Genomic DNA, 22964 nt, shown 5'->3' on the forward strand with positions numbered 1-22964 from the left:
TCGGAGACGGCGAGACACGGCTCCCGCGGCGAGGCTCGCACCCACCGTGGGATCGACCCTCTAGAGTGTTGCGGAGATTGCGCGGGGCGTCGCTCCCGGTGAAGTACATCCGCTCGAGCAGTGCGCCCACGGCGTGGTCGAGTGGGAAATCCCAGTGAGGAGTCGTTCCACGGTGGTCTCGAAGATTACGACCGGCTACCCGACCGACGAACAGGGCCGCCCGTATCCGCGGCGCCGGTACGCCCCGGCGATCATCACGGTGGTGGTCCTGCTGGTCCTCGGCGTCGTCGTCTGGGCGATCGTCCTCGGCGGCGACAACAGCGAATCGGTCCCCACCGCATGCAATCAGCCCACTCCGTCGACCGCGGTCGAACCCGGCGCACAACAGCCGGCCGAACCGCCCGTCCTCACCCAGGTCCCGCGCGACGAGATGCTGGAGGTCGCTCCGGCCGCACTGTCGACCTTCCAGGTCCGGGTCCTCAACGCATCCGAGGAACGGGGCGCTGCCCGGTCGGTGTCCGAGGACCTCGCGGCGCAGGGATTCACGCCGGCCGCCGACACCCCGTTCGCCGACGATCCCGTCTACGCGAACCGAGATCTCAACTGCGTGGCGCAGATCCGGTTCGGGCCCGCCGGCCGTGCCGCCGCGGCGGCGACCTGGCTCGCGTTCCCCTGCGCCCAGCTCGTCGACGACGGACGCCGTGGCACCGGGGTCGATGTCGCCCTCGGCACCTATCACTCGGGCGGCGAGCTCTCCCAGGACGCGCAGGCGGCACTCGAGGCGCTGCGGTCGGCCGACCCCAAGAACCCCGAGACCGGCGCCGATCCCGCGTTGGTGAAGGCGGTCCACTCGGCTCCGTGCTGAATCGGCCCCACCGACCCCGCTAGGTCAGCGGTTCCCGGGCCCCGGCCCCATCGAGCAGGGCGAGGAACTCGTCGGCGATCCCCGGCGCCACCGCCACGGTGATGTGCCCCTCGTCCGCGCGCGAGTCCGGTGGCGGCGTCACCACGACCGCACCCGCCTCGGCGGCGATGAGACCACCGGCCGCCCAGTCCCAGGGACTGAGACCGTGCTCGTAATGAGCGTCGACGGCGCCGGAGGCCACCATGCACAGGTCGAGTGCCGCGGCACCGATCCGCCGGATGTCCCGCACCCGCGGGAGCAGGTCCGCGACGATCCGTCCCTGCGCGCGCCGACGGTCCGCGGCATAGCCGAAACCGGTTGCCACGAGGGCGAGTTCCGCACGATCGACGGGGTTGCACCGCAGCGGTACGCGCAGGCCGTCGCCGTCGGCCACCCAGGCACCGCCACCGAGGGTGGCGCCATAGACCACCTCGCGCGCCACGTCGACGACGACACCGGCGACCGAGCGGCCGTCGACCTGCGCGGCGACCGACACCGCGTAGGCCGGGACCCCGTACATGAAGTTGACCGTGCCGTCGATGGGGTCGACCACCCAGCGCACTCCGGACGGGACGGCGCGACTCCCACCGTGCTCCTCCCCCAGGACCTCGTCGGTGGGCCGGGACTCGTGCAGGCGCTGCCGGATCAGCCGTTCGGTCTCGGTGTCGGCGACGGTGACCGGGTCGGTTTCCGTCGACTTCGTCGAGACGGGGTTCACGGCGGCCGAATCGACGGGTGCCGCGTCCGCTGTCGGCGGCGTTGTCGCACCGAACAATTCGGGTCGGCGGCGGCGCACGTGGGCGGCCGCCTCCTGCGCCACGTCCACCGCGATGGCGGCCAGTTCGTCCACCGGAATTGTCTGATCCACGTGTTCCATGTCAGCACATCGGCGGCCGGGGCCGCTCACCGGTGACGTGAAGTGCCGCATCCGGAGGATGCCGCGCGGGCGGCTGCGGGCGCCGATAGCCTGGTGTCGATCACCGCCGGCCCGGAAGGGGACTCCGCCATGACCGAAACGCCCGCCACCGACGATTCGCCGTCACCCACTCATCTGGGCTTCGGCGTCGACGTCGGCGGCTCCGGAATCAAGGGCGGCATCGTCGATCTCGACTCCGGTGAACTCGTCGGCGATCGATTCAAGGTGCTCACCCCGCAGCCGGCCACCCCGGAGGCGGTCGCAGCCGCCGTCGCCGAGGTCGTCGCCCATTTCGACTGGGCGGGTCCCGTCGGCATCACCCTGCCGGGCGTGGTCACCGAGGGCATCATGCGGACCGCCGCCAACATCGACAAGGGGTGGATCGGTACCGACGTCTACGAACTGTTCAGCCGGCACCTCGGGGGTCGCGCGGTGTCGGTGCTCAACGACGCCGACGCGGCCGGGATGGCGGAGGACGCCTACGGCGCCGGCAAAGGTGTCGACGGCGTGGTGATGTTGCTGACGTTCGGCACCGGCATCGGGTCGGCGATCCTCATCAACGGCAACCTCGTGCCCAACACCGAGCTGGGCCATATGCAGGTCGGCAAGAAAGAGGCCGAGCACCAGGCGTCCTCGCGGATCAAGGAGGAGAAGGGTTGGTCCTACGAGAAGTGGACCGAGAAGGTCTCCGACGTGCTGAAGGCCTACGAGGCACTGTTCTGGCCCAAGGTGTTCATCGCCGGCGGCGGCATCAGCCGCAAGGCCGACAAGTGGATCCCGCTGCTCACCAACCAGACCCCGGTCGTGGCGGCCACGCTGTTGAACACCGCCGGGATCGTCGGCGCGGCGATGGCCGTCTCACAAGGCCTCAAAACCTAGGCCGCGCCTGGATTGACCAGGGCTTTGTCACATCGGACCGGCCGATGTCGTTACAATGGTCGTCACCGGTCATCTGAACCGAGAAACCAAGCCCTTGTCCACGGCGGCTCGTGCTGCCGTGTCACGTCTCACAAGACTCGACAAAGACACCGCAGAAGAGAAGTTCGAAAGGTTGTACGTGGCAGCCATCAAGACCCGCCAGGGGGACGCCGAGGCCGACGAGACCCAGTCGACCACCGCCTCGACCGAAGCCCCGGCCAAGCGGACCGCCAAGAAGGCTGCGAAGAAGACCGCTGCCCGTAAGGCGCCTGCGAAGAAGGCAGCAGCGAAGAAGGCCACCAAGAAGGCAGCCCCCAAGAAGGCTGCCAAGAAGGCCACCTCCGCCGAGGGTGTGGACAACACCGACGCCGAGCCCGACGATCCGGACTCGATCGACGACATCGACGGTCCCGACGCCGATCTCGAGGACGTGGAGATCGACGACGACCTCGAGGTCGACGACGAGGACGACGCCGAAGACTCCGACGACGAGGACGAGGAAGCCGAAACGGCACCCGCCGGCGCCAAGACCCCGGCCAAGGAGTCGGCGAAGACCGAACCCGCCGCCAAGTCCGGCGACTTCGTCTGGGACGAAGAGGAGTCGGAGGCACTTCGCCAGGCCCGCAAGGACGCCGAGCTCACCGCGTCGGCCGACAGCGTGCGTGCCTACCTCAAGCAGATCGGCAAGGTCGCCCTCCTCAACGCCGAGGAAGAGGTCGAGCTGGCCAAGCGCATCGAAGCCGGCCTGTTCGCCACCGAACGTCTTCGCCGCATGATGGACTCCGGCGAGAAGATCAGCACCGCGCAGAAGCGCGACCTGAACTGGATCTCCCGTGACGGCAACCGTGCGAAGAACCACCTGCTCGAGGCCAACCTCCGACTGGTCGTCTCGCTCGCCAAGCGCTACACCGGCCGCGGCATGGCGTTCCTGGATCTCATCCAGGAGGGCAACCTCGGTCTGATCCGCGCGGTCGAGAAGTTCGACTACACAAAGGGTTACAAGTTCTCGACCTACGCCACGTGGTGGATCCGCCAGGCCATCACCCGCGCGATGGCCGACCAGGCCCGCACCATCCGCATCCCGGTGCACATGGTCGAGGTCATCAACAAGCTGGGCCGGATCCAGCGTGAACTCCTCCAGGACCTCGGCCGCGAGCCGACGCCCGAGGAGCTCGCCAAGGAGATGGACATCACCCCGGAGAAGGTGCTGGAGATCCAGCAGTACGCCCGGGAGCCCATCTCTCTCGACCAGACCATCGGCGACGAAGGCGACAGCCAGCTCGGCGACTTCATCGAGGACTCCGAGGCAGTCGTCGCGGTCGACGCGGTGAGCTTCACTCTCCTCCAGGACCAGCTGCAGTCGGTGCTCGAGACGCTCTCCGAGCGCGAGGCGGGTGTCGTGCGTCTGCGCTTCGGTCTCACCGACGGCCAGCCGCGCACCCTCGACGAGATCGGCCAGGTCTACGGCGTCACGCGTGAGCGCATCCGCCAGATCGAGTCGAAGACGATGTCCAAGCTGCGCCACCCGTCGCGGTCGCAGGTCCTCCGGGACTACCTGGACTAGTCACGCACTCTCCGTCGCCCCCGTTGCCGTCACTCGGCGACGGGGGCGAACGCGTTGTCGGGGCCGAATTCCGGGTTCGCAGATCGAGCAGGGCATGTCGACTTCTGTCAAGGGTTGTACGCGGAGAGATTCCGAGACGGGCCGACAGATTCTGTTTCCGCAGGTTGCTGCGTACGCTGACCCGGTGCCGTATGCGTTGACGTCGTCCGGGAGCAGCCCCCATGGTCCCCTCTCGGCGAGTGGTCCCCTTCTGGTGACCCGCCCCGCCGTCGATCTGCTGCGGGTGGCCTCGATGCTGTGTCGCTGATGCGACCGACCCCACCCGGGACCGTCCTGTCCCCACCCGTCATCGCGAGCCCTTCGTGCGCTCGTCCCAGCCTCGGCGCGCCCTGACCGCGTGCCAGCCCCGAAAGATCCTCCATGAGAACGATTGTCCTGATCGGCCTCGTCGGCCTCGCCGCCCAACTCGTCGACGGCAGCCTCGGTATGGCCTACGGCGTCACCACCACCACGCTGCTCCTCGCGATCGGCACCAACCCGGCCGCGGCGTCGGCCACCGTCCACCTCGCCGAGATCGGCACCACGCTGGTGTCCGGTGTCTCCCACTGGAAGTTCGGCAACGTCGACTGGCGCGTGGTCCGCCGCATCGCCATCCCGGGTGCCATCGGCGCCTTCCTCGGTGCGACGATTCTCGCCAATCTGTCGACCGAGGCGGCCGCACCCCTCATGGCCGTCATCCTGCTGCTGCTCGGGCTCTACATCCTGATCCGTTTCACCTTCCAGGGCATCCCCCGACACAACCTCGGCAAGCCGCTGCGCAAGCGCTTCCTGAGCCCGCTGGGCTTCGTCGCCGGCTTCGTCGACGCCACCGGTGGCGGCGGCTGGGGGCCGGTCGGTACCCCGGCGATCCTGGCCAGTGGCCGGCTCGAGCCCCGCAAGGTGATCGGTTCGATCGACACCAGTGAGTTCATCATCGCCGTCGCTGCCAGCCTCGGCTTCCTGTTCAGCCTCGGCTCCCAGGGCATCAACTTCGCGTGGGTCGGTGCCATTCTCGTCGGCGGTGTCATCGCGGCCCCGATCGCCGCCTGGCTGGTCCGCCACATCCCGCCGCGCCTGCTCGGCGCCTCGGTCGGCGGCCTCATCGTCCTGACCAACACGCGCAGCCTGCTCAAGAGCGACTTCATCGACGCCCCCGGCGGTGTGCGGAACATCTTCTATGTCGTCATCGCCGTCGGGTGGGCGGCCGCCTTCGCCTACTCGCTCCGCGAATACCTGCGCGACCGCGAGAACGAGTCCTCCGACGCGATCACCCACTTCCGCGAGGAGCAGGAGGTGGCGCTCGTCGGCGCCGACACCGATGCGCAGGTGCCGGATGCGGACTCCGATGTCGCCGGCTCCCAGTCGCCGACCCCAGCCGGCTGACAGCAGCCTGAAACGGTTTCCGGCAGACGTTGTCACATTGTTGCCCGAGGTAAACGGTGAGTGACGACACACCGATGGCACCTGCCGGAACAATACGAACCCGCCGAACGTCTGACAGAGTGAGGTTGACGCATCGCCCGGATGTGTCGGCTCGAAGGGAAGGCGACCGGACACCGGCGCCGGACCGGGACGGAGGAACCATGACTGACATCGCCACCACAGCCCCGATCTACCTGCCGCTCACCGCCGCCGATCGCTGTGATCGCTGCGGCGCAGCAGCCAAGGTACGTGCCGTCCTGCCCAAGGGCGGCGAGCTTCTCTTCTGCCGTCATCACTTCAACGAGCACGAAGCGCGCCTGGTGGAGCTCAGCGCCACCGTGGTCGAAGCCGCGGGCGAACTGGTCTGACACTCGTCATGGCCTGACGGGCGACAGCCACAGACGAAGAAGAACCCGGCCGGATCATCCGGCCGGGTTCTCTCGTGTTCGGGTCCGGTGCCGGTCAGCGCCACGTCCGCAGAGCGGCAATGCGTTCCTTGAGCTGCTCGGCGCTGGCCATCGCCGTCGGCGGACCACCCAACCTGGTTCGGAGCTCGTTGTGCACCATGCCGTGCGGCTTGCCGGTGCGGTGATGGTGCATGGCGACCAGGGTGTTGAGTTCCTTGCGCAGCGCGTGCAGGTTCTCCCCGGTGGTGCCGGGACCGCGCCCGGGCTCCGGTTGTTCGGACGCGGACTCCGCCGCGGGGGCCGACGTCCGGGACACGACCTGCTCGGCCTGACGCTTCTGCAGGAGTGCCCGCACCTGATCGGCGTCGAGGAGCCCCGGCAGGCCGAGATAGTCCGATTCCTCGTCGCTGCCGGCGAAGGTCGCCGTGCCGAACGACGCGCCGTCGAAGATGACCTGGTCGAGTTCGGCGTCGGCGTGCAGCGACTGGAACGCCGGCTCGTCCTCCCCCGGTTCGTCCTTCTGTTTGTTCGCATCGATCAACAGCTGATCGTCGAGACCGTCGCTCTCGCGGTGCGGCTTGCCGAGGACGTGGTCGCGCTGGGCCTCCATCTGGCTCGCGAGGTCGAGCAGCACCGGGACGGACGGCAGGAACACGCTCGCGGTCTCGCCGGGGCGCCGCGACCGCACGAATCGACCGATCGCCTGCGCGAAGAACAGCGGCGTCGACGAGCTGGTGGCGTAGACGCCGACCGCGAGCCGCGGCACGTCGACGCCCTCGGACACCATGCGCACCGCGATCATCCACTCGTCCTTCGACGCGGAGAACTCAGCGATCCGCGACGACGACTTGGGGTCGTCGGAGAGGACCAGGGTCGGCTGCTTGCCGGTGATGGCGGTAAGCAGTTCGGCATAGTCGCGGGCGGTCGACTGGTCGGTCGCGATGACCAGACCGCCGGCGTCGGGCATGCCGCTGGCACGCAGCTGGCCGAGTCGGGTGTGAGCGGCGGTGAGGACCGCGGGGATCCAGTCGCCGTGGGGATCCAGGGCGGTCCGCCAGGCCCGGGCGGTGTGCTCGGCCGACAGCGGCTCACCAAGCCGAGCGGTGAACTCCTCACCGGCGCTGGTCCGCCAGCTCGCCTCACCCGAGTACGCGAGGAACACCACCGGACGGACGACGCCGTCCTTCAGGGCGTCGGCGTAGCCGTAGGTGTGGTCGGCCTTGGAACGCTGGTTTCCGCCGGGTTCGGGCTCGTAGACGACGAACGGGATCGGCGAGTCGTCGGAGCGGAACGGCGTACCGGTGAGCAGCAGTCGGCGTTCGGCGTCGTCGAAGGCCTCGCGGATCGCTTCGCCCCACGACTTGGCGTCGCCGCCGTGGTGGATCTCGTCGAGGATCACGAGGGTCCGCCGGTTCTCGGTGCGGACCCGGTGCTTGGTCGGGTGTGCCGCGACCTGGGCGTAGGTGAGGACCACGCCGTGGTAGTCGGAGCTGGTCTGACCGGCCGAGTTGGAGAAACGCGAATCCAGTGCGATACCCACGCGCGCGGCCGCCTCCGCCCACTGGTGCTTGAGGTGCTCGGTCGGCGCGACGACGGTGATCTGCTCGACGGTGCGGTCGTCGAGCAACTCGCGGGCGACCCGTAGACCGAACGTCGTCTTACCGGCACCGGGGGTCGCCACCGCGAGGAAGTCCTTCGGCTTGCGCGTCAGGTACTTGGTGAGTGCACGGCGCTGCCACGCACGCAGCTGAGGCCGGTTGGGGGCCGCGGCATCGGTCCCGGCGCTGGTGGAGGGTTCGGCTGACGTCACGTGTGTGCTGCTCCTGACGGCGTACGGATTCCCTACCGGGCATGAAATGACCCCTCGCGTTGGGAGGACCCGCGCCGAAGGGGACCCGGCAATCGTACCGCCGGGGCCGCCCCGCCCCCGCATCGCGACACCCCCTCGTCGCGGCTCGCCGACAGCCGCGTGCGCATCCCCGCGTGGTCACTCCGAACGACGCGCCTGGTGACCCGGGTACCCTTCCGGGCCCTTGATCGGGGATATTGAACTCATCACAACGCGAAAGAGGAACCCGGTACCGCTGGCCGGCGACGCGACGTCGCCGGTGGCTGCCGTGTGTCCGAATCCGTCGAACGCCGTGACCGCGCCGCTCGACGCCGGTCAACGCGACACCAGTCCACTCGACACCACGTTTCGGACTCCTCGCCGGCCCGCCCCGTTCGTCGGGGACACCTCGGCGTCCGGCGACACCGCTCCTGCATCACGAGACGTCCCCGTCATGCCCGAATCCCCCAGGACGACGACCGGAGCGGAGAAGCGGGCGGAGCCCGAGGACGCCGAGAAGGAGGCGAAGCCCGAAGGCGTCGACGAACCCGTCCCCGCGAGCCGCGCGAAGGCGCCCGACTCCGACGGCACCGAGGACGAACCCGGCCCCCCGGTACTACCCAACATCCACCGGGTGGTGTGGCGCACGATCGTGAAATCCTGGGACGACGGGATCATCGGTTGGGCGGCGCAGGCCGCGTTCTGGCAGGCGCTCTCCCTGCCCCCGCTACTGCTCGGGCTCCTCGGCTCGGTCGGTTACGTCGCGGGCTGGTTCGGTCCCGGCACCGTCGACATCGTCTACGACCGCATCATCGAATTCGCGCAGCGCACCTTCACCGAGACCGTCGTCGACGACCTGATCACCCCGACCGTCGACAGCGTGCTGGGCCGGGGCCGCATCGGACTCATGTCGGTGGGTTTCATCCTGTCGCTGTGGGCGGGCTCCTCGGCGATGTCGTGCTTCATCGCCTCGATCGCGAAGGCGCACGACCAGCACGAGGTCCGACATCCGGTGTGGCAGCGCTTCTTCGCGCTGTTCCTCTATGTCGGCTTCCTCTTCGTGGCGGTCTTCCTGCTGCCGCTGGTCGCCCTCGGACCGAACTATCTGCGGGCCATCGTGCCCGCGTCCTGGGGATCGTTCGTGACCACACTCATCGACTACGGCTACTTCCCGTTCGTCGCCGTCCTGCTGCTGTTCGTCCTCACGACGCTCTACCACCTGGCACTGCCCAATCCGCTCCCGTGGCACCGGCTCATCGGCGGCGCGATCGTCGCGGGCGTCTTCTTCTGGGTCGCCAGCTACGTCTTGCGCATCTACCTGACGAAGATCACCGAGGCCGGCGTGTCCTACGGTGCGCTGGCGACGCCCATCGCCTTCCTGCTGTTCACCTTCTCGCTCGGCTTCGGCATCGTCATCGGCGCCGAGTTCAACGCGGCGGTGCAGCAGTTCTGGCCGGCCAAGGCGTCCACGACGACCCAGGTCCGGCATTGGGTCAACTCGCAGACCTCCGACATCACCGGTCAGCTCAAGACGATCCCCGACCGGCTGTCGTCGGGACCGATCCGCCGGCCCACGCGTGACCGCGGGAGCGACTGACCGGTCCCGGCGCCCGCTCGGCTATTTGCGCAGTTTGGCGTAGATCTTCTTGCACTTCGGGCACACCGGCGAACCCGGCTTGGCCGCCCGGGTCACCGGGAAGGTCTCGCCGCAGAGCGCGACCACGTGGCTGCCCATCACGGCGCTCTCCGCGATCTTGTCCTTCTTGACGTAGTGGAAGAACTTGGGCCGGTCGTCGTCACTGCTGTCGGTGGCGTCGGCTTCGGACCGCTCGTCGGTCTCGGTGTCGGTCCACTCGTCGAGATCGGGGCGTTCGATGGTTTCAGTTGCCATTGCTCTATTGTGCGTCACCGGGGCACCCGGGGCACAGAGAGGCCGCTGCGCATCCGGCACAGGGCGGCGCCCGGGCCCGGAATCCGTGAGTGCAAAGAGCAACCGAAAGTGGGACAGTGGAGAGGGTGTTCGAACAAAGGGATTCCATGGGCGCGAACGGCAATGAGCCGCACGGCCACCACGAGGACTCGAAGCGCTTCGGCAGGTCGGAACATCCGGCCGTGCCCGCCGAGACCTTCCTGATCACCGACGCCCAGGACTCCCTCGAGGCGCAGCAGAAGGCCCGTGTCCGCAAGTACCTGATCATGATGGCGTTCCGCGTCCCCGCGCTGATCATCGCCGGCGTCGCCTACTCGCTCACCGGTTCGGGGCTTCTTGCGCTGGCCATCGTCGCCGTCTCCATCCCGCTGCCCTGGATGGCGGTGCTCATCGCCAACGACCGGCCGCCGCGCAAGCGGGGGGAGGTACCTCTCTACAAGTACGGCGCCGATCATCACGTCGTCGGCCCTCCCGCCCTCTCGCGCACCGAACAGCAACTCCCCCACCGCACCGTCGACGGTCACGTGGTCGACCCCGACGACGACTGAGTCACCGTCGATCCCGACGACCGACGGGGCGGGACCGCAGCGGGTTCCCCCGCGGCCCGACATCTCAGCAACTTCTCAGCCGTCCCTGCGAATCGGTGAAAGTCTTCGCAGGTCACCAAGCCTCCTCCGGGTTTGCGACGAATCACTTTCGGGAACTATCGCCAACGCATGGACGTTGGACCCAGTGAACGTATTCAAGTCAGGAGGCCGCATGTCACGCTCGACAGTTGCACGTTCGACCCCGACCACAGGTTTCGCGGATCCGTCCGCCCCGGGCACCCGCCCGGCGATGACGGAACAGGATCTCGACGCCCAGTCGCCCGCCGCGGACCTCGTCCGCGTCTACCTCAACGGGATCGGACGCACCGCTCTCCTCAACGCAGAGCAGGAGGTCGAACTCGCCAAGCAGATCGAGGCCGGCCTCTACGCCAAGCACGTCCTGGCAACCAAGAAGCGCCTCTCGGCAACCAAGAAGCGCGACCTGGCGACCATCGTCCGCGAGGGTGAGGCCGCACGGTCCCATCTGCTCGAGGCGAATCTCCGTCTCGTCGTCTCGCTGGCCAAGCGCTACACCGGTCGCGGAATGCCGCTCCTCGACCTCATCCAGGAGGGCAACCTGGGTCTGATCCGCGCCATGGAGAAGTTCGACTACGCGAAGGGCTTCAAGTTCTCGACCTACGCGACGTGGTGGATCCGCCAGGCGATCACCCGCGGCATGGCCGACCAGAGCCGCACCATCCGGCTCCCCGTCCATCTCGTCGAGCAGGTGAACAAGCTCGCCCGCATCAAGCGGGAGCTTCATCAGCAGCTCGGTCGCGAGGCCACCGACGATGAACTGGCCAGCGAGTCGGGCATCCCGGCCGAGAAGATCGCCGATCTGCTCGACCACAGCCGCGACCCGGTGAGCCTGGACATGCCGGTCGGCAGCGACGAGGAGGCCCCGCTCGGCGACTTCATCGAGGACGCCGAGGCCACTTCCGCCGAGAACGCCGTCATCGCCGGTCTGCTGCACTCGGACATCCGTGCGGTACTGGCGACCCTGGACGAGCGCGAACAGCAGGTCATCCGGATGCGCTACGGCCTCGATGACGGTCAGCCGCGCACCCTCGATCAGATCGGCCGCATGTTCGGGCTGTCGCGCGAGCGCGTGCGACAGATCGAGCGCGAGGTCATGGGCAAGCTCCGCGCCGGCGATCGTGCCGAGCGTCTGCGCGCCTACGCCAGCTGACGTCCTCTGGTTCGAGAGCCTCCTAGCTCAACCGCCTCGGTCCGGTGTCCCGCCTGTCGGGCACCGGGCCGACGCGTATCTGGGCATTGAGTACCGATGCGCCGTCCACCGAGACGAGGATGGGGTCGCACAGCACCTCGCGCACCTCGGGGATGTCGTCGACCAGGGTGGAGATCCGCAGGAGCAGGTCGACGAGCGCCTCCTTGTCGGCTGGCTCCTCACCGCGGTAGCCGTTGAGGAGCGGCGCCGATCGCGGCTCGTCGATCAGTTCTCGCGCGTCGAGTTCGGCGAGCGGGATCGCGCGATACCCGTGATCGCCCAGCAGGTCGAAGGTCCGTCCCGACAGCCCGAACGAGATCACCGAACCGAAGGACTCGTCGTCGCGGACTCGGATGACCGTGCCGACGCCCTTCGGTGCCATCTTCTGGACGTGGAGGACGTGGTCGCCGGTCAGCTCGCTCAGCTCGGCGAAGGCGTTCACGACGGCGGTCGCGTCGGGCAGGTCGAGCCGGGCGCCCTCGCGGTCGAGACGTCCCCGCCACTTCGACGAGGTCGCCTTCACCGCGACCGGGAAGCCGAGTTCGCGGGCCGCCGCCGACGCCTCGTGCATCGTCGTGACCTCACGGAACGGGACGACCGAGATGCCGTACCACCGCAGCAGCCTCGCCGACTCGACCTGGCCGAGAAGACGGTCCGACGACGAGCCGTCGGAGTCCATCGCCTCGCGGACGTACATGCGGGCCGCCTCCGGATCGGTGCCCTCGGCCCGATGGACGACCGACTCCGGCCGCATCCGCCACTTGGCGTACTGCCAGGCGCGCGCGAGAGCTGCTGCGGCGCGCTCCGGGCTGGCATAGGACGGGATGGAGCCGCGTTCGGGCAGACCGTTCGGGCCGGGTTTCGTGAGGCCCGGCGGGATACCCTCGACGGCGAGGAACGTGGTGACGATCGGTTTGGCACCGTCGGCACCGGGGGTGTTGGCCGCGGCCATGAGCGCGCGGGCGTGCCAGTCGGCGTCGACGGCCACCGGCGGCACGAAGACGACGACGATCGCGTCGACGCCGGTGTCGGTCATTGCCGCCGACACGGCGTCCTCGAACAGTTCCTCCGTCGCCCCCGCGCCGAGATCGATGTTGTCGACCACCTCCAGGCCGCCGTTGCGGGCCTGGTCGGCGGCGAGGCTGCCCAACACCGACGAGTTGCCGATGATGCGGACGCGGGGTCCGCGCGGCAGCGGCTGATAGGCGAACAACGCCGCGCAGTCGAACAGTTCGGGGATCGTGTCGACCTGGATGACACCGGCCTGCTCGAGCATCATGCGCGCGATCTGGTCGTCGAAGTTGGCCGCGGACCGGGCCGCGCGCACCGGGCTCATCGCTCCCCTGCCCGACTTCACCGCCACGATCGGCTTGGCCCGCGACACCCGGCGGGAGATGCGGGAGAACTTCCGCGGGTTACCGAAGCTCTCGAGGTAGAGCAGGATCACATCGGTCGAGGCGTCGCTGTCCCAGTACTGCAGCAGGTCGTTGCCGGAGACGTCCGCGCGATTCCCGGCGGAGACGAAGGTCGACAACCCGATCTGGCGCCGGGCGGCGGTGTCGAGGATCGCGATGCCCAATGCGCCGGACTGGCAGAAGAACCCGACCCGGCCGGCGGCGGGGATGCGCGGCGCGAGCGTGGCGTTCAGCGCGATACCGGCGTCGTTGTTGGCCACGCCCAGCGCGTTCGGGCCGACGAGCCGCATGCCGTGTTCGCGGACCTGCGCGACGAGGCGTCGCTCGTTCTCCAGACCCTCCTCCTCGCCGGAGTCACCGAAACCGGACGACACGACGACGAGGGTCCGCACGCCCTTCACCAGGCAGTCGTCGAGGACGTCGTTGACCCGGGACGCCGGGACCGCGACCACCGCGAGGTCCACCGGATCCGGGATGTCGCGCACCGTCTCGTAGGCGCGGATGCCGCGCACCGACGGCGGACGTTCGTGAGTGCGCCGCCGGTTCGGCGACGTCGGGCGGCCCGGGCGCTGTGACCCGGGGCTCGGCGGTTCCTCCTCGACTCGGGCGGGCCCGTTCACCGGGAAGACCGGACCGGTGAACCCCCCGGCGATGATGTTGGCCAGCAGCGCGTTTCCGACCTTGTTCGGGTCGGTCGACGCGCCGATCACCGCGACCGAGGTCGGGCGCAGCAGGTTCGCGACGCTGCGGGCTTCCGACGCGTTCTCGCGGGCGTTGCGCACCGACAGCAGTGCCTCGGTGGGGTCGATCAGGAACTCCACATGCACCGTCGAGCCGTCGAAGCTGCGGGCCAGCTGGTAGCCGGCGTCCCGGAACACGGCGACCATGTTCGGGTTCTCGCTGAGCACCTCGGCCTCGAAGCGGGTGAAACCGTTCTCGGCCGCGGCGCCGGCGAGATGTTCGAGCAGGACCGGTCCGAGGCCGCGGCCCTGGTGTTCGTCGGCGACGACGAAGGCGACCTCGGCCGACTCCGGCTTGCCGTCGAAGGCGAGCCCCTCGTAGATGCCGACGGCGATGATCTCGCCACCGAGCACCGCCACGATCGCGACGCGCTGCTGGTGGTCGACGGTCGTCATCCGCGCCACCTCACGGGGCGGCAGGGTGGGCGTCGGACCGAAGTACCGCATGTAGCGGGTTCGTTCGGAGAGCTTGGAATGGAAGGCGACGATCCGGTCGGCGTCGTCGGGCACGATGGGCCGCAGGTGCACGACACCGCCGTCGGAGGCCAGCACGTCGGCTATCCAGTGCCGCGGATAGTCCCAGGCGCCACGGGGTTCGGGCTGATCGGCCAACGCCTGCGGCGCGGTCGTGGAGTGTTCTGGGGTGGACGACACGTCCTGATCAGTCACGGGGATCCTCCGGGTCGAGACCGTGCAGAGGGTACACCGCGCGGCGGGTCGCGAGGATGGCGCGATCGGTCTGTCGCTGTGCCGTCGCGCTCACCCCCTCGGGCGGCTCCTGGCCGGCGTCGCCGTCCCACGGCTGATAATCGACGTCACCGCCGTCACCCATCACCCCGACCGGCGGCCGGGCGTAGTCGGAATGCACCTGCGTCGAGATCTGTTCGGCTGTGGCGCACCAGGATTCGTCGATGGTCGCGGTGACGTCCACCTCGCGGTCGAGCGCCACGCCCAGCAGGTGGGTCCAGCTGCGCGGCACCACGTTGACCACGCCGTATCCGCCGCCGCCGACCGCGATCCAGCGCCCCTCGCAGTACTTGTCGGCGAGCTCACGCATCGCGATCATCGCCGCGCGCTGACCGTCGACGGTGAGCGACAGGTCGGTGAGCGGGTCGGCGCGATGACTGTCGGCGCCGCACTGGCTGACGATGATCTGCGGTTTGAACCCGGCGATCAGCGACGGCACGACGGCGTGGAAGGCCCGCAGCCACAGCCGATCCTCGGTGTTGGGCATCAGCGCGAGGTTGACCGCACTCCCCTGCGCGTCGCCGTCGCCGACCTCGGTCGGCCAGCCGGTCCCCGGCCACAGCGTCGCCGGATGCTGGTGCAGCGAGACCGTCATCACCCGCGGATCCGCCGCGAACTCCACCTGGACGCCGTCGCCGTGATGGGCGTCGACGTCGATGTAGGCGATCCGGTCGAATCCCTTGTCCAGCAGATATCTGATCGCGATCGCGCAGTCGTTGTAGATGCAGAAGCCCGCGGCGCGTGCCCGCATCGCGTGATGCATGCCGCCGCCGATGTTGACCGCGCGGGTCGCAGCGCCGGAGGCCACGGTCTGCGCGGCGGCGAGGGTGCCGCCGACGAGGAGCCGGGCGGCCTCGTGCATCCCGGCGAACACCGGGTTGTCGGCGTCGCCGAGTCCGAACAGCCGCTCGAGGAGCGGACCGGACAGCGACGCGGTGCCGGAACCCACCGCGCGGACGGCGTCGATGTAGTCGCGGCTGTGCACCACGGTGAGCGCGTCGTCGTCGATGGCCTGCGGCGGGACGGTCTCGACGTCGTCGAGCACGCCGAGGCTCTGGGCGAGGGTCATCGTCAGCGCGAGCCTCACGGGGTTCATCGGGTGGGTGTGGGCCCACCGGTAGGACAGGAAGTCCTCGCTCCAGATGACGGCCGTCGCAGAAGTGTCGGTCACACGTTCAGGCTAGTGGTTCAACTCGCGGCCGGGTGAGCGATGTCGGTTCGACCACACGTGCGTACCGTCAGGGTCGTGGTGACGAGACGACGGCCCCTGAGAGGGCGGTCACCGTGGGTAAACAGGGTAATCTTGGCGGGGACGAAAGGGATTGGGCACAGTGAACGATCTGGTTGACACCACCGAGATGTATCTGCGGACGATCTACGACCTCGAGGAAGAGGGGATCGTGCCGCTGCGGGCGCGCATCGCCGAGCGCCTCGACCAAAGCGGTCCGACCGTGTCCCAGACCGTTGCCCGGATGGAGCGCGACGGACTTCTGCGCGTCGCGGGCGACCGCCACCTCGAGCTGACCGAGCGCGGCCGTTCGCTGGCCGTCGCGGTGATGCGCAAGCATCGCCTCGCCGAGCGGCTCCTGGTCGATGTGATCGGCATGCCCTGGGATCAGGTCCACGAGGAGGCCTGCCGCTGGGAGCACGTCATGAGCGAGAACGTCGAACGTCGTCTGCTCGCCGTGCTCGAGTACCCGACGACCTCGCCCTACGGCAACCCGATCCCGGGTCTGGAACTGCTCGGCGTCGAGGTGCCCACTACCGACGACGGCGCGACCCGTCTCGCAGATCTGCCCGCCGGCGACACCGTGGCCGTCATCGTGCGGCGCCTGTCGGAGCACGCACAGTCCGACGTGGGTCTCATCTCGCAGCTGCGGGAGGCCGGGGTGGTGCCGAATGCCCGGGTGACGGTGACCAACTCCGCGGGCATCATCACGATCAACACGCCCGGGCACGAGGGTCTGGAGCTCTCCCCGGACATGGCGCACTCGGTGTTCGTCGAGAAGGTCGTCGAGAAGGTCTGAGGCAGTGAAGGTCTGAGGCAGTAGAAGTCTGAGGCAGTGAAGGTCTGAGGCCGTCACATCCGGAGATCACCCGGCGGCGCGCCGGGTGATCTCCGGCATCCGCACCCCGAGCGCCAGGGCGGTGGCGTACGAACCGTCGATCATCTCCCACAGTTTGCCGGGTCGGACTCCCGAGCGCAGGCAGCCGTCGAGGAGTCCGGCGAGCTTCGCGTCCGGGTCGGATTCGAGGGCGACGTCGAGTGCGACGCCCGCGTAGGCCCCTTCCCCACCGATGTAGTGCAGGTGCGCGAGCAGGGTCGCGGCCCCGGCCCGTCCGGGCCCGGCGAGTCGCCGGGTGAGTTCCCGCCAGACCAGCTCAGCGTCCTCCCGTAGGTCGGTGACCGCGAGGACGAGCAGCGCATCGCGGGTGCGGGGTCGTACGACGGCCTGTTCCAGCAGCGCGACCTCGGTGCAGTCCAGCGACTCCCCGGCGTCGGCGATCGAGTCCATCACCAGGTCCAGCAGGTGTGCGTCGGACAGCGACCCGACCGGGAGGACCCGACAGTCGTCGCAGTCCGGGCCCGGCCGTGAGGCGCTGCATTCGCCGTCGACGGGTTCGAGCATCGCCCGCATCTCCGACCGGCGCGGCAGGATTCGACGGCCCGATTTCACGGCCTCGGCGATGGCGGTCGGACAGGTCTGCGGATCGTCGAGAACTCCACCGTGGTCGTCGACGACGTCGATCGACCACGCCTGCCCGTCGGGACACCAGATGACCGACCACGGCGCCCCGGGATCGAACGCGGCCACCGCGAATCCGGCAGCGACGCCCCCGATCGCGCCGAAGTGCCGGTCGGCGATCGCGAGCACCCGCCGATATTGCGCACTGTCGGCCGGAAAACGGTCGTCGGCGACTATCGCCACGACCTCCTCGGCGCCATAGGAATCTGTGATCGACCCGAGGCCGGCCAGCACCGTGGACAGCTCGGGTGTCGGGTTCCCGGTGTCGTCGAGGGCCAGGTCGTGTCGCATGGTGGCCGAGATCCCACGGTCGGGCGCGAAGGCGACGACGATGATCGAGCGCTCCGGCAGGAAGCCGAGCAGCGCCGGGATCGCCGTGAGCAGCGTCGTCGGATCGATGGGGTCACGGTAGAGGCGCGAGGACGCCGAGAATCTGGGCATGCACGAGAGCATCTGTCGTGCCCGGCCCCCACGACGGCGAGCCGGGAGACCTGTGGACAACCTCCGCGGCCCGTCCACAGGCCGGCGGGTCTCAGCCGAAGGCCGCCGACACCGCCTTCGTGAACAGCTCGTCGAGCGCCGCCGAATCCTCTGCGGGTACCGGACCTGCTGCGGGCCAACGATATTCGGCATACACGCGAACCCCGTCGCGCTCGCCGATCAGGGCGAGCGAGCTGGTGGTCACCGGCGCGGTACCACCACCGGTGACGATCGTGCGACGGATGGTCGCGGTCGCGACGCCGTCGGGTGCCGGCGGTGCGGGCAGGACCTCAGTGGTCACTGTCGACGACGCACCGAAGGTCGTCGTGGTCAGTTCCGGGCATTTCTCGGCGCGGCCCACGACCTCGGCGAGCGACGTGTCGACGTGTGCGACGACGGTGGTCAGGGTCGATCGTTCCGCGGTCCCGGGACCGAGAAGGGCGACCGCGCCGTCGGCGGACACCGGTGAGGGTGCGCACTCGGCCGGTGACACCTCGGTGTTGCTCCCCTGTCCGGGTGCCGGACCACCGGTGACGTCGGCGAGCGCGTTGGCCACCGCCTGAGGCGGGATCGGGCTCGCCGGACCACCCGGGAAATCCGAGGCGGCCACCGACCTCGACGACAGGTCCGGATTCGACGACTGGGCGTCGCCCTGGATCGAGCACGCCGACAGGACGCCACCGGCGAGAACGGTGCAGGCAGCGGCCAGCACGAACACGCGCAGGCGGCGGCCACAAGACGTACGGGGCGTAACGGTTGCCGGGGTCACAGCGATCTACTGTGCCACCGCGACCGCTCACCCACGCGGGTGACACACCCAATTCGGGAATCCCCGGCGCGACGATGTCGTTGCACTGTTGGTGTTTCGCCGGATGCCCGTGCTCACCCGCGACCCCGGTGCGAGACAATGAGACATATGACGAGAATCCAGCCGTGCTGTGCCACGGCTGCCACGTACAAGGAGGGATGACGTGGACGAGCAACCTGCGCGGAACGACGCGCTGTACGAACTCGCCTTTCCCGCTCCGCAGGTCACCCGTGCCGATGGCACGGGCCCGGTTCTGATCCATGCGCTCGAGGGGTTCGCCGACGCCGGCCACGCCGTCGCGCTGGCGGCCACCCATCTCCGGGACAGCCTGGAGTCGGAACTGGTCGCGACGTTCTCCTCCGACGAACTGATGGACTACCGCTCCCGGCGCCCGACGATCTCGTTCAGCGGGGAGACCTTCACCGAGGTCGAGATGCCGGCACTGACGCTGCACGCGATCCGCGACAACGCGGGCAAGGGCTTCCTGCTGTTGGCGGGCGCCGAACCCGACCTGCGCTGGGAACAGTTCGTCGACGCGGTGCGCCGCCTGTCCGACCGACTCGGAGTCACGGATGTCATCGGTCTCAACGCGATCCCGATGGCGGTGCCGCATACGCGCCCGCCGTCGATCACCGCACACGGCAGCGACCCCGACGCCCTGGGGAACCTCCCCCGCTGGGGTTCGGCGATGAAGCTGCCGGCCAGTGCCTCGATGCTGCTCGAACTGCGGATGAGCGAGCACGACTACCGAGCCTCGGGCCTGTCGGTCCACGTGCCGCACTACCTGGCGCAGACCAACTACCCGGCCGCGTCCGCGCGACTGCTCGGCGCAGTCGCCGAGCTGGCCGGTCTGGACCTGCCGCTCGCCGCGCTGGAGAGCGCCGCCGCGAAGGTGCGCGCACAGGTGGACACCGAGGTCGAGGGCAACAGCGAGATCGAGTCGGTCGTCACCGCACTGGAGACCCAGTACGACACCTTCACGCAGGCCGCCGAGGAGCGCGCGTCGCTGTTGGCCGCCGAGGAGTCGCTGCCCAGCGGTGACGAGCTCGGTGCCGAACTCGAACGATTCCTCGCCGAACAGGCCGCCGAGCAGAGTTCGAAGGACGACGAGCCCGGAGACGAGGGACCGCAATCGTCGATCTGACCGCGAGCGCGGCGGCCCTGGCGCCCGTCGACGACGAGGACCAGGCGCTCGACACCTACACGCAGTGGTGGACCGATCGCGGCCTCGACCTGTACGAGCACCAGGAAGAGGCACTGCTCGAGCTGCTCGCCGGCAGCCACGTCATCCTGGCGACCCCGACCGGCTCGGGGAAGTCGCTCGTGGCCGCCGGCGCCCTGTATTTCGCGCGCTGCCGGGGTGAGCGCGCCTTCTACACCGCGCCGATCAAGGCCCTCGTCAGCGAGAAGTTCTTCGAGCTGTGCGCGATGTTCGGTGCCGACCAGGTCGGCCTGCTGACCGGTGACGCGACGGTCAACCCGGACGCGCCGATCATCTGCGCCACCGCCGAGATCGTCGCGAACCTCGCCCTAGCGGCCGGTGGCGACAGCGACATCGGCACGCTCGTCGCCGACGAGTTCCACTATTACGGTGAGCCCGACCGTGGCTGGGCGTGGCAGGTGCCGCTCATCGAGCTGCCCTCCACCCAGTTCCTGCTGATGTCGGCGACGCTCGGCGACGTCTCCTTCTTCGTCGACGACCTCACCCGCCGCACCGGCCGGGACACGGTCGAGGTCACCGGCGCCCAGCGTCCCGTGCCCCTCGAACACGACTATGCGATGACGCCCATCCACGAGACGATCGCCGATCTCGTCGAGCGCGGACGTGCACCGATCTACGTGGTGCACTTCACCCAGGCCGCTGCCGTCGAACGCGCGCAGGCATTGCTGAGCGTCAAGATCTGCGACAAGGAGCAGAAGGCCGCGATCGCCGAGGCCATCGGCGACTTCCGGTTCTCCACCGGCTTCGGCAACACCTTGTCGAAGCTGCTGCGCTCGGGCATCGGCGTCCATCACGCCGGGATGCTCCCCCGATACCGGCGGCTCGTCGAACGTCTTGCGCAGCAGGGACTGCTGAAGGTCATCGCCGGCACCGACACCCTCGGCGTGGGCATCAACGTGCCGATCCGGACGGTGTTGTTCGCCGGGCTGAGCAAATACGACGGCCGTCGCGTCCGCCGCCTCCGGGCGCGGGAGTTCCATCAGATCGCGGGCCGCGCCGGCCGGGCCGGCTTCGACACCGTCGGCTATGTGGTGGCCCAGGCACCCGAGCACGACGTGGAGAACGCCCGCGCCGTCGCCAAGGCCGGCGACGATCCCAAGAAGCTGCGGAAGCTGGTGCGCCGCAAGCCTCCCGAAGGCTTCGTATCCTGGGGTGAGAAGACCTTCACCCAGCTGATCGACGCACCCGACGAGCCGTTGCGGTCGCATTTCCAGATGACCACCGCGATGCTGCTCGAGGTCCTGGGTCGGCCCGGCGATTGTTTCGCCGCCGTCCGGCACCTGCTCGAGGACAACCACGAACCGCGTGATCGTCAACTGCGCCACATCAAGCACACCATCGAGTTGTACCGCGGTCTGCGCGATGCCGGGATCGTCGTGCAGCTCGACGCCCCCGATGAGACCGGACGGCACATCGCGATGAGCGTGGACATGCCGGAGAACTTCGCGCTGACCAATCCGCTGTCGGCCTTCGCGATGGCCACGTTCGAGATCCTCGACCCGGAGTCCTCCACGTACGCACTGGATGTGATCTCGATTCTCGAGTCGACGCTGGAGAACCCGCGGCCGTTGCTGCTGGCCCAGCGCAAGGTGGCCCGGGACGCGGCGATCGCCGAGATGAAGGCCGACGGGATCGAGTACGAGGAACGGATGTCGCGCCTGGAGGACATCTCCTGGCCGCAACCCCTCTTCGAGGAGATCTTCGGCGCGTTCGAGATCTATCGGCGCGGCCACCCCTGGGTGGCGTCGTTCCCGCCCAACCCGAAGTCGGTACTCCGCGAGATGCTGGAGAAGGCCATGACCTTCACCGAGCTGATCTCCGCGTACGGGCTGGCCCGGAGCGAGGGCGTCGTGCTGCGTTACCTGTCCGACTGCTATCGGGTTCTGCGCCAAGGTGTTCCGACCAGCGCCGTGACGCCGGAGATCGAACAGATCGTCGTCGACCTCGGCACCATGGTCCGCGAGGTCGATTCGAGCCTCGTCGACGAGTGGGAGGCACTCGCCGCCGAGGCTGCGGAGGCCTGACCGCCTAGACCGACGTGACGGCGCCCGTCTCGGCGACGAGCTCACCGATGATCGACCCGAGTTCCCGATACGACTCGTCGTGGCGTGCGGACCGCCGGAACACCAGCCCGATCCGGCGCCCCGGACGCGGCGAGGCGAACGTGGCGATCGCCAGGTCCCCCGATGCGGTCTCCGAGGCGACCGCGGTCTGCGGGATGAGGGTCACCCCGAGACCGCCGACGACGCAGTGCACGGCCGTCGTCAGCGACGCCGCGCGGGTCTGTCCCAGATCAGGACGCACACCCGCGAGCGCGCACACCTCCAGCGCCTGGTCCCGCAGGCAATGCCCCTCGTCGAGGAGCAGCAACGGCAGGTCGGCCAGGGCGCTGGGATCCACTCGGCGCTTTCCGGCGAGAGCGTGCCCGGCCGGCAGGGCGAGGACGAAATCCTCAGTGTAGAGCGGCACCTCGACGATCCCTGGGATCTCGAGCGGCAGCGCGAGGAGCGCCACGTCGAGCGTCCCGCCCCGCAGTTGCTCGACGAGACGGGCGGTCTGCTCCTCGACGACTCGAGGGCGCAGGTCGGGAAGTCTCTCACCGAGACCGCGCAGCACGGCCGGCAGCACATAGGGCGCGACGGTCGGGATGACACCGAGACGGATCGTCCCGTGCAACGGCCGTCCGGCACCCGCGGCCGCCGCCGTGAACTCGTCGACGGCGTCGACGGCCGCGATCGCCCGCGGCAGCAGTTCCTCTCCGTCCGGGGTCAGCAGGACGCGGCGCGTGGTGCGCTCCACGAGCGTCACCCCGAGGCCCGCCTCGAGCGCCGACAAGGCCTGCGAGAGCGAGGGCTGACTCACGCCCAAATCCGTTGCGGCGGCACCGAAGTGTCTGCGCTGGGCCAGGGCGACGAAGGCGCGCAGTCCGGCGACGGTCGGCTGATAAGTTTTATCGGGCATGGCTATCAGTGTAGTGCTACTAATCACGTTTCGCTTTCGCGCAAAATCCGGCACGATGGTACTCGTACGTCGCGAAATTCGTTCGCGCGCAGTTTCCGTAC

19 protein-coding genes are annotated in these 22964 nt (G+C 68.9%); 11 read left to right on the plus strand and 8 right to left on the minus strand.

From position 1 onward, the window contains the following. The first annotated feature begins 172 nt into the window (after positions 1 to 172). Complete coding sequence (gene cei, locus GAA2_RS13385; protein ID WP_159404841.1) at positions 173 to 865, plus strand: envelope integrity protein Cei; 693 nt, start codon at positions 173 to 175, stop codon at positions 863 to 865. 19 nt (positions 866 to 884) lie between these two features. Here the strand turns inward: cei and GAA2_RS13390 are convergent, their stop codons facing one another. Next, positions 885 to 1781, minus strand: coding sequence for an inositol monophosphatase family protein (locus GAA2_RS13390; protein WP_024498517.1), 897 nt, complete (start codon positions 1779 to 1781; stop codon positions 885 to 887). Positions 1782 to 1910: 129 nt separating this feature from the next. Here GAA2_RS13390 and ppgK point away from each other — a divergent pair, with 129 nt between their 5' ends. The 4 genes from ppgK to GAA2_RS13410 all read left to right on the plus strand — a co-directional run bounded on the left by ppgK (position 1911) and on the right by GAA2_RS13410 (position 6131). Beyond that, positions 1911 to 2699: a polyphosphate--glucose phosphotransferase gene (gene ppgK / locus GAA2_RS13395; protein WP_024498516.1), complete on the plus strand. Its 789-nt coding sequence runs from the start codon at positions 1911 to 1913 to the stop codon at positions 2697 to 2699. 55 nt (positions 2700 to 2754) lie between these two features. Further along, complete coding sequence (locus tag GAA2_RS13400; protein WP_081712414.1) at positions 2755 to 4302, plus strand: RNA polymerase sigma factor; 1548 nt, start codon at positions 2755 to 2757, stop codon at positions 4300 to 4302. A gap of 420 nt (positions 4303 to 4722) precedes the next feature. Beyond that, complete coding sequence (locus GAA2_RS13405; RefSeq protein WP_024498514.1) at positions 4723 to 5724, plus strand: sulfite exporter TauE/SafE family protein; 1002 nt, start codon at positions 4723 to 4725, stop codon at positions 5722 to 5724. 200 nt (positions 5725 to 5924) lie between these two features. Next, the gene (locus GAA2_RS13410) at positions 5925 to 6131 is read left to right on the plus strand and encodes a hypothetical protein (protein WP_006436490.1); all 207 of its coding nucleotides are present in this window, start codon (positions 5925 to 5927) and stop codon (positions 6129 to 6131) included. A gap of 94 nt (positions 6132 to 6225) precedes the next feature. Here GAA2_RS13410 and GAA2_RS13415 read toward each other — a convergent pair whose 3' ends face one another. Next, positions 6226 to 7980, minus strand: coding sequence for a DEAD/DEAH box helicase (locus GAA2_RS13415; protein WP_024498513.1), 1755 nt, complete (start codon positions 7978 to 7980; stop codon positions 6226 to 6228). A gap of 298 nt (positions 7981 to 8278) precedes the next feature. On the opposite strand from GAA2_RS13415, the gene GAA2_RS13420 reads away from it, so the two are divergent. After that, entirely contained in the window at positions 8279 to 9595 is a 1317-nt protein-coding gene (locus GAA2_RS13420; RefSeq protein WP_024498512.1) for a YihY/virulence factor BrkB family protein, read from the plus strand. A 21-nt stretch (positions 9596 to 9616) separates the two neighbouring features. Here GAA2_RS13420 and GAA2_RS13425 read toward each other — a convergent pair whose 3' ends face one another. Further along, positions 9617 to 9889, minus strand: coding sequence for a DUF3039 domain-containing protein (locus GAA2_RS13425; RefSeq protein ID WP_024498511.1), 273 nt, complete (start codon positions 9887 to 9889; stop codon positions 9617 to 9619). Between the two features lie 146 nt (positions 9890 to 10035). On the opposite strand from GAA2_RS13425, the gene GAA2_RS13430 reads away from it, so the two are divergent. Both GAA2_RS13430 and GAA2_RS13435 read left to right on the plus strand, forming a co-directional pair. Next, positions 10036 to 10476 (plus strand): DUF3099 domain-containing protein, encoded by a 441-nt coding sequence (locus GAA2_RS13430; protein ID WP_024498510.1) that lies wholly within the window; start codon positions 10036 to 10038, stop codon positions 10474 to 10476. A gap of 289 nt (positions 10477 to 10765) precedes the next feature. Beyond that, positions 10766 to 11704, plus strand: a complete 939-nt coding sequence (locus GAA2_RS13435) for a sigma-70 family RNA polymerase sigma factor (protein WP_174324729.1) — start codon at positions 10766 to 10768, stop codon at positions 11702 to 11704. A 22-nt stretch (positions 11705 to 11726) separates the two neighbouring features. On the opposite strand, the gene GAA2_RS13440 is transcribed toward GAA2_RS13435, so the two are convergent. Both GAA2_RS13440 and GAA2_RS13445 read right to left on the minus strand, forming a co-directional pair. Beyond that, positions 11727 to 14567: a bifunctional GNAT family N-acetyltransferase/acetate--CoA ligase family protein gene (locus GAA2_RS13440; RefSeq protein ID WP_024498509.1), complete on the minus strand. Its 2841-nt coding sequence runs from the start codon at positions 14565 to 14567 to the stop codon at positions 11727 to 11729. Next, positions 14560 to 15816 (minus strand): acetoin utilization protein AcuC, encoded by a 1257-nt coding sequence (locus GAA2_RS13445; protein ID WP_024498508.1) that lies wholly within the window; start codon positions 15814 to 15816, stop codon positions 14560 to 14562. Before GAA2_RS13445 ends, GAA2_RS13440 begins: the two co-directional genes overlap by 8 nt. A 160-nt stretch (positions 15817 to 15976) precedes the next feature. On the opposite strand from GAA2_RS13445, the gene GAA2_RS13450 reads away from it, so the two are divergent. Beyond that, a complete protein-coding gene (locus GAA2_RS13450; RefSeq protein ID WP_024498507.1) occupies positions 15977 to 16672 on the plus strand; it encodes a metal-dependent transcriptional regulator in 696 nt (231 codons plus the stop codon). A 66-nt stretch (positions 16673 to 16738) separates the two neighbouring features. On the opposite strand, the gene GAA2_RS13455 is transcribed toward GAA2_RS13450, so the two are convergent. Both GAA2_RS13455 and GAA2_RS13460 read right to left on the minus strand, forming a co-directional pair. Further along, a complete protein-coding gene (locus GAA2_RS13455) occupies positions 16739 to 17833 on the minus strand; it encodes a DUF4192 domain-containing protein (protein WP_024498506.1) in 1095 nt (364 codons plus the stop codon). 91 nt (positions 17834 to 17924) lie between these two features. Beyond that, positions 17925 to 18590, minus strand: a complete 666-nt coding sequence (locus tag GAA2_RS13460; protein ID WP_024498505.1) for a hypothetical protein — start codon at positions 18588 to 18590, stop codon at positions 17925 to 17927. Positions 18591 to 18843: 253 nt separating this feature from the next. Between GAA2_RS13460 and GAA2_RS13465 the strand changes: the two genes are divergently transcribed. Then, positions 18844 to 19824 (plus strand): PAC2 family protein, encoded by a 981-nt coding sequence (locus tag GAA2_RS13465; RefSeq protein ID WP_024498504.1) that lies wholly within the window; start codon positions 18844 to 18846, stop codon positions 19822 to 19824. Then, positions 19821 to 21926 carry a DEAD/DEAH box helicase gene (locus tag GAA2_RS13470; RefSeq protein WP_035760358.1) on the plus strand — a complete coding sequence of 702 codons (2106 nt, stop codon included), beginning with the start codon at positions 19821 to 19823 and terminating at the stop codon, positions 21924 to 21926. Before GAA2_RS13465 ends, GAA2_RS13470 begins: the two co-directional genes overlap by 4 nt. A gap of 4 nt (positions 21927 to 21930) precedes the next feature. Here the strand turns inward: GAA2_RS13470 and GAA2_RS13475 are convergent, their stop codons facing one another. Next, positions 21931 to 22863: a hydrogen peroxide-inducible genes activator gene (locus GAA2_RS13475; protein WP_024498503.1), complete on the minus strand. Its 933-nt coding sequence runs from the start codon at positions 22861 to 22863 to the stop codon at positions 21931 to 21933. Positions 22864 to 22964 lie beyond the last annotated feature (101 nt).

The organism is Gordonia ajococcus (assembly GCF_012974285.1).
In the GTDB taxonomy this organism is placed as follows: domain Bacteria; phylum Actinomycetota; class Actinomycetes; order Mycobacteriales; family Mycobacteriaceae; genus Gordonia; species Gordonia amicalis.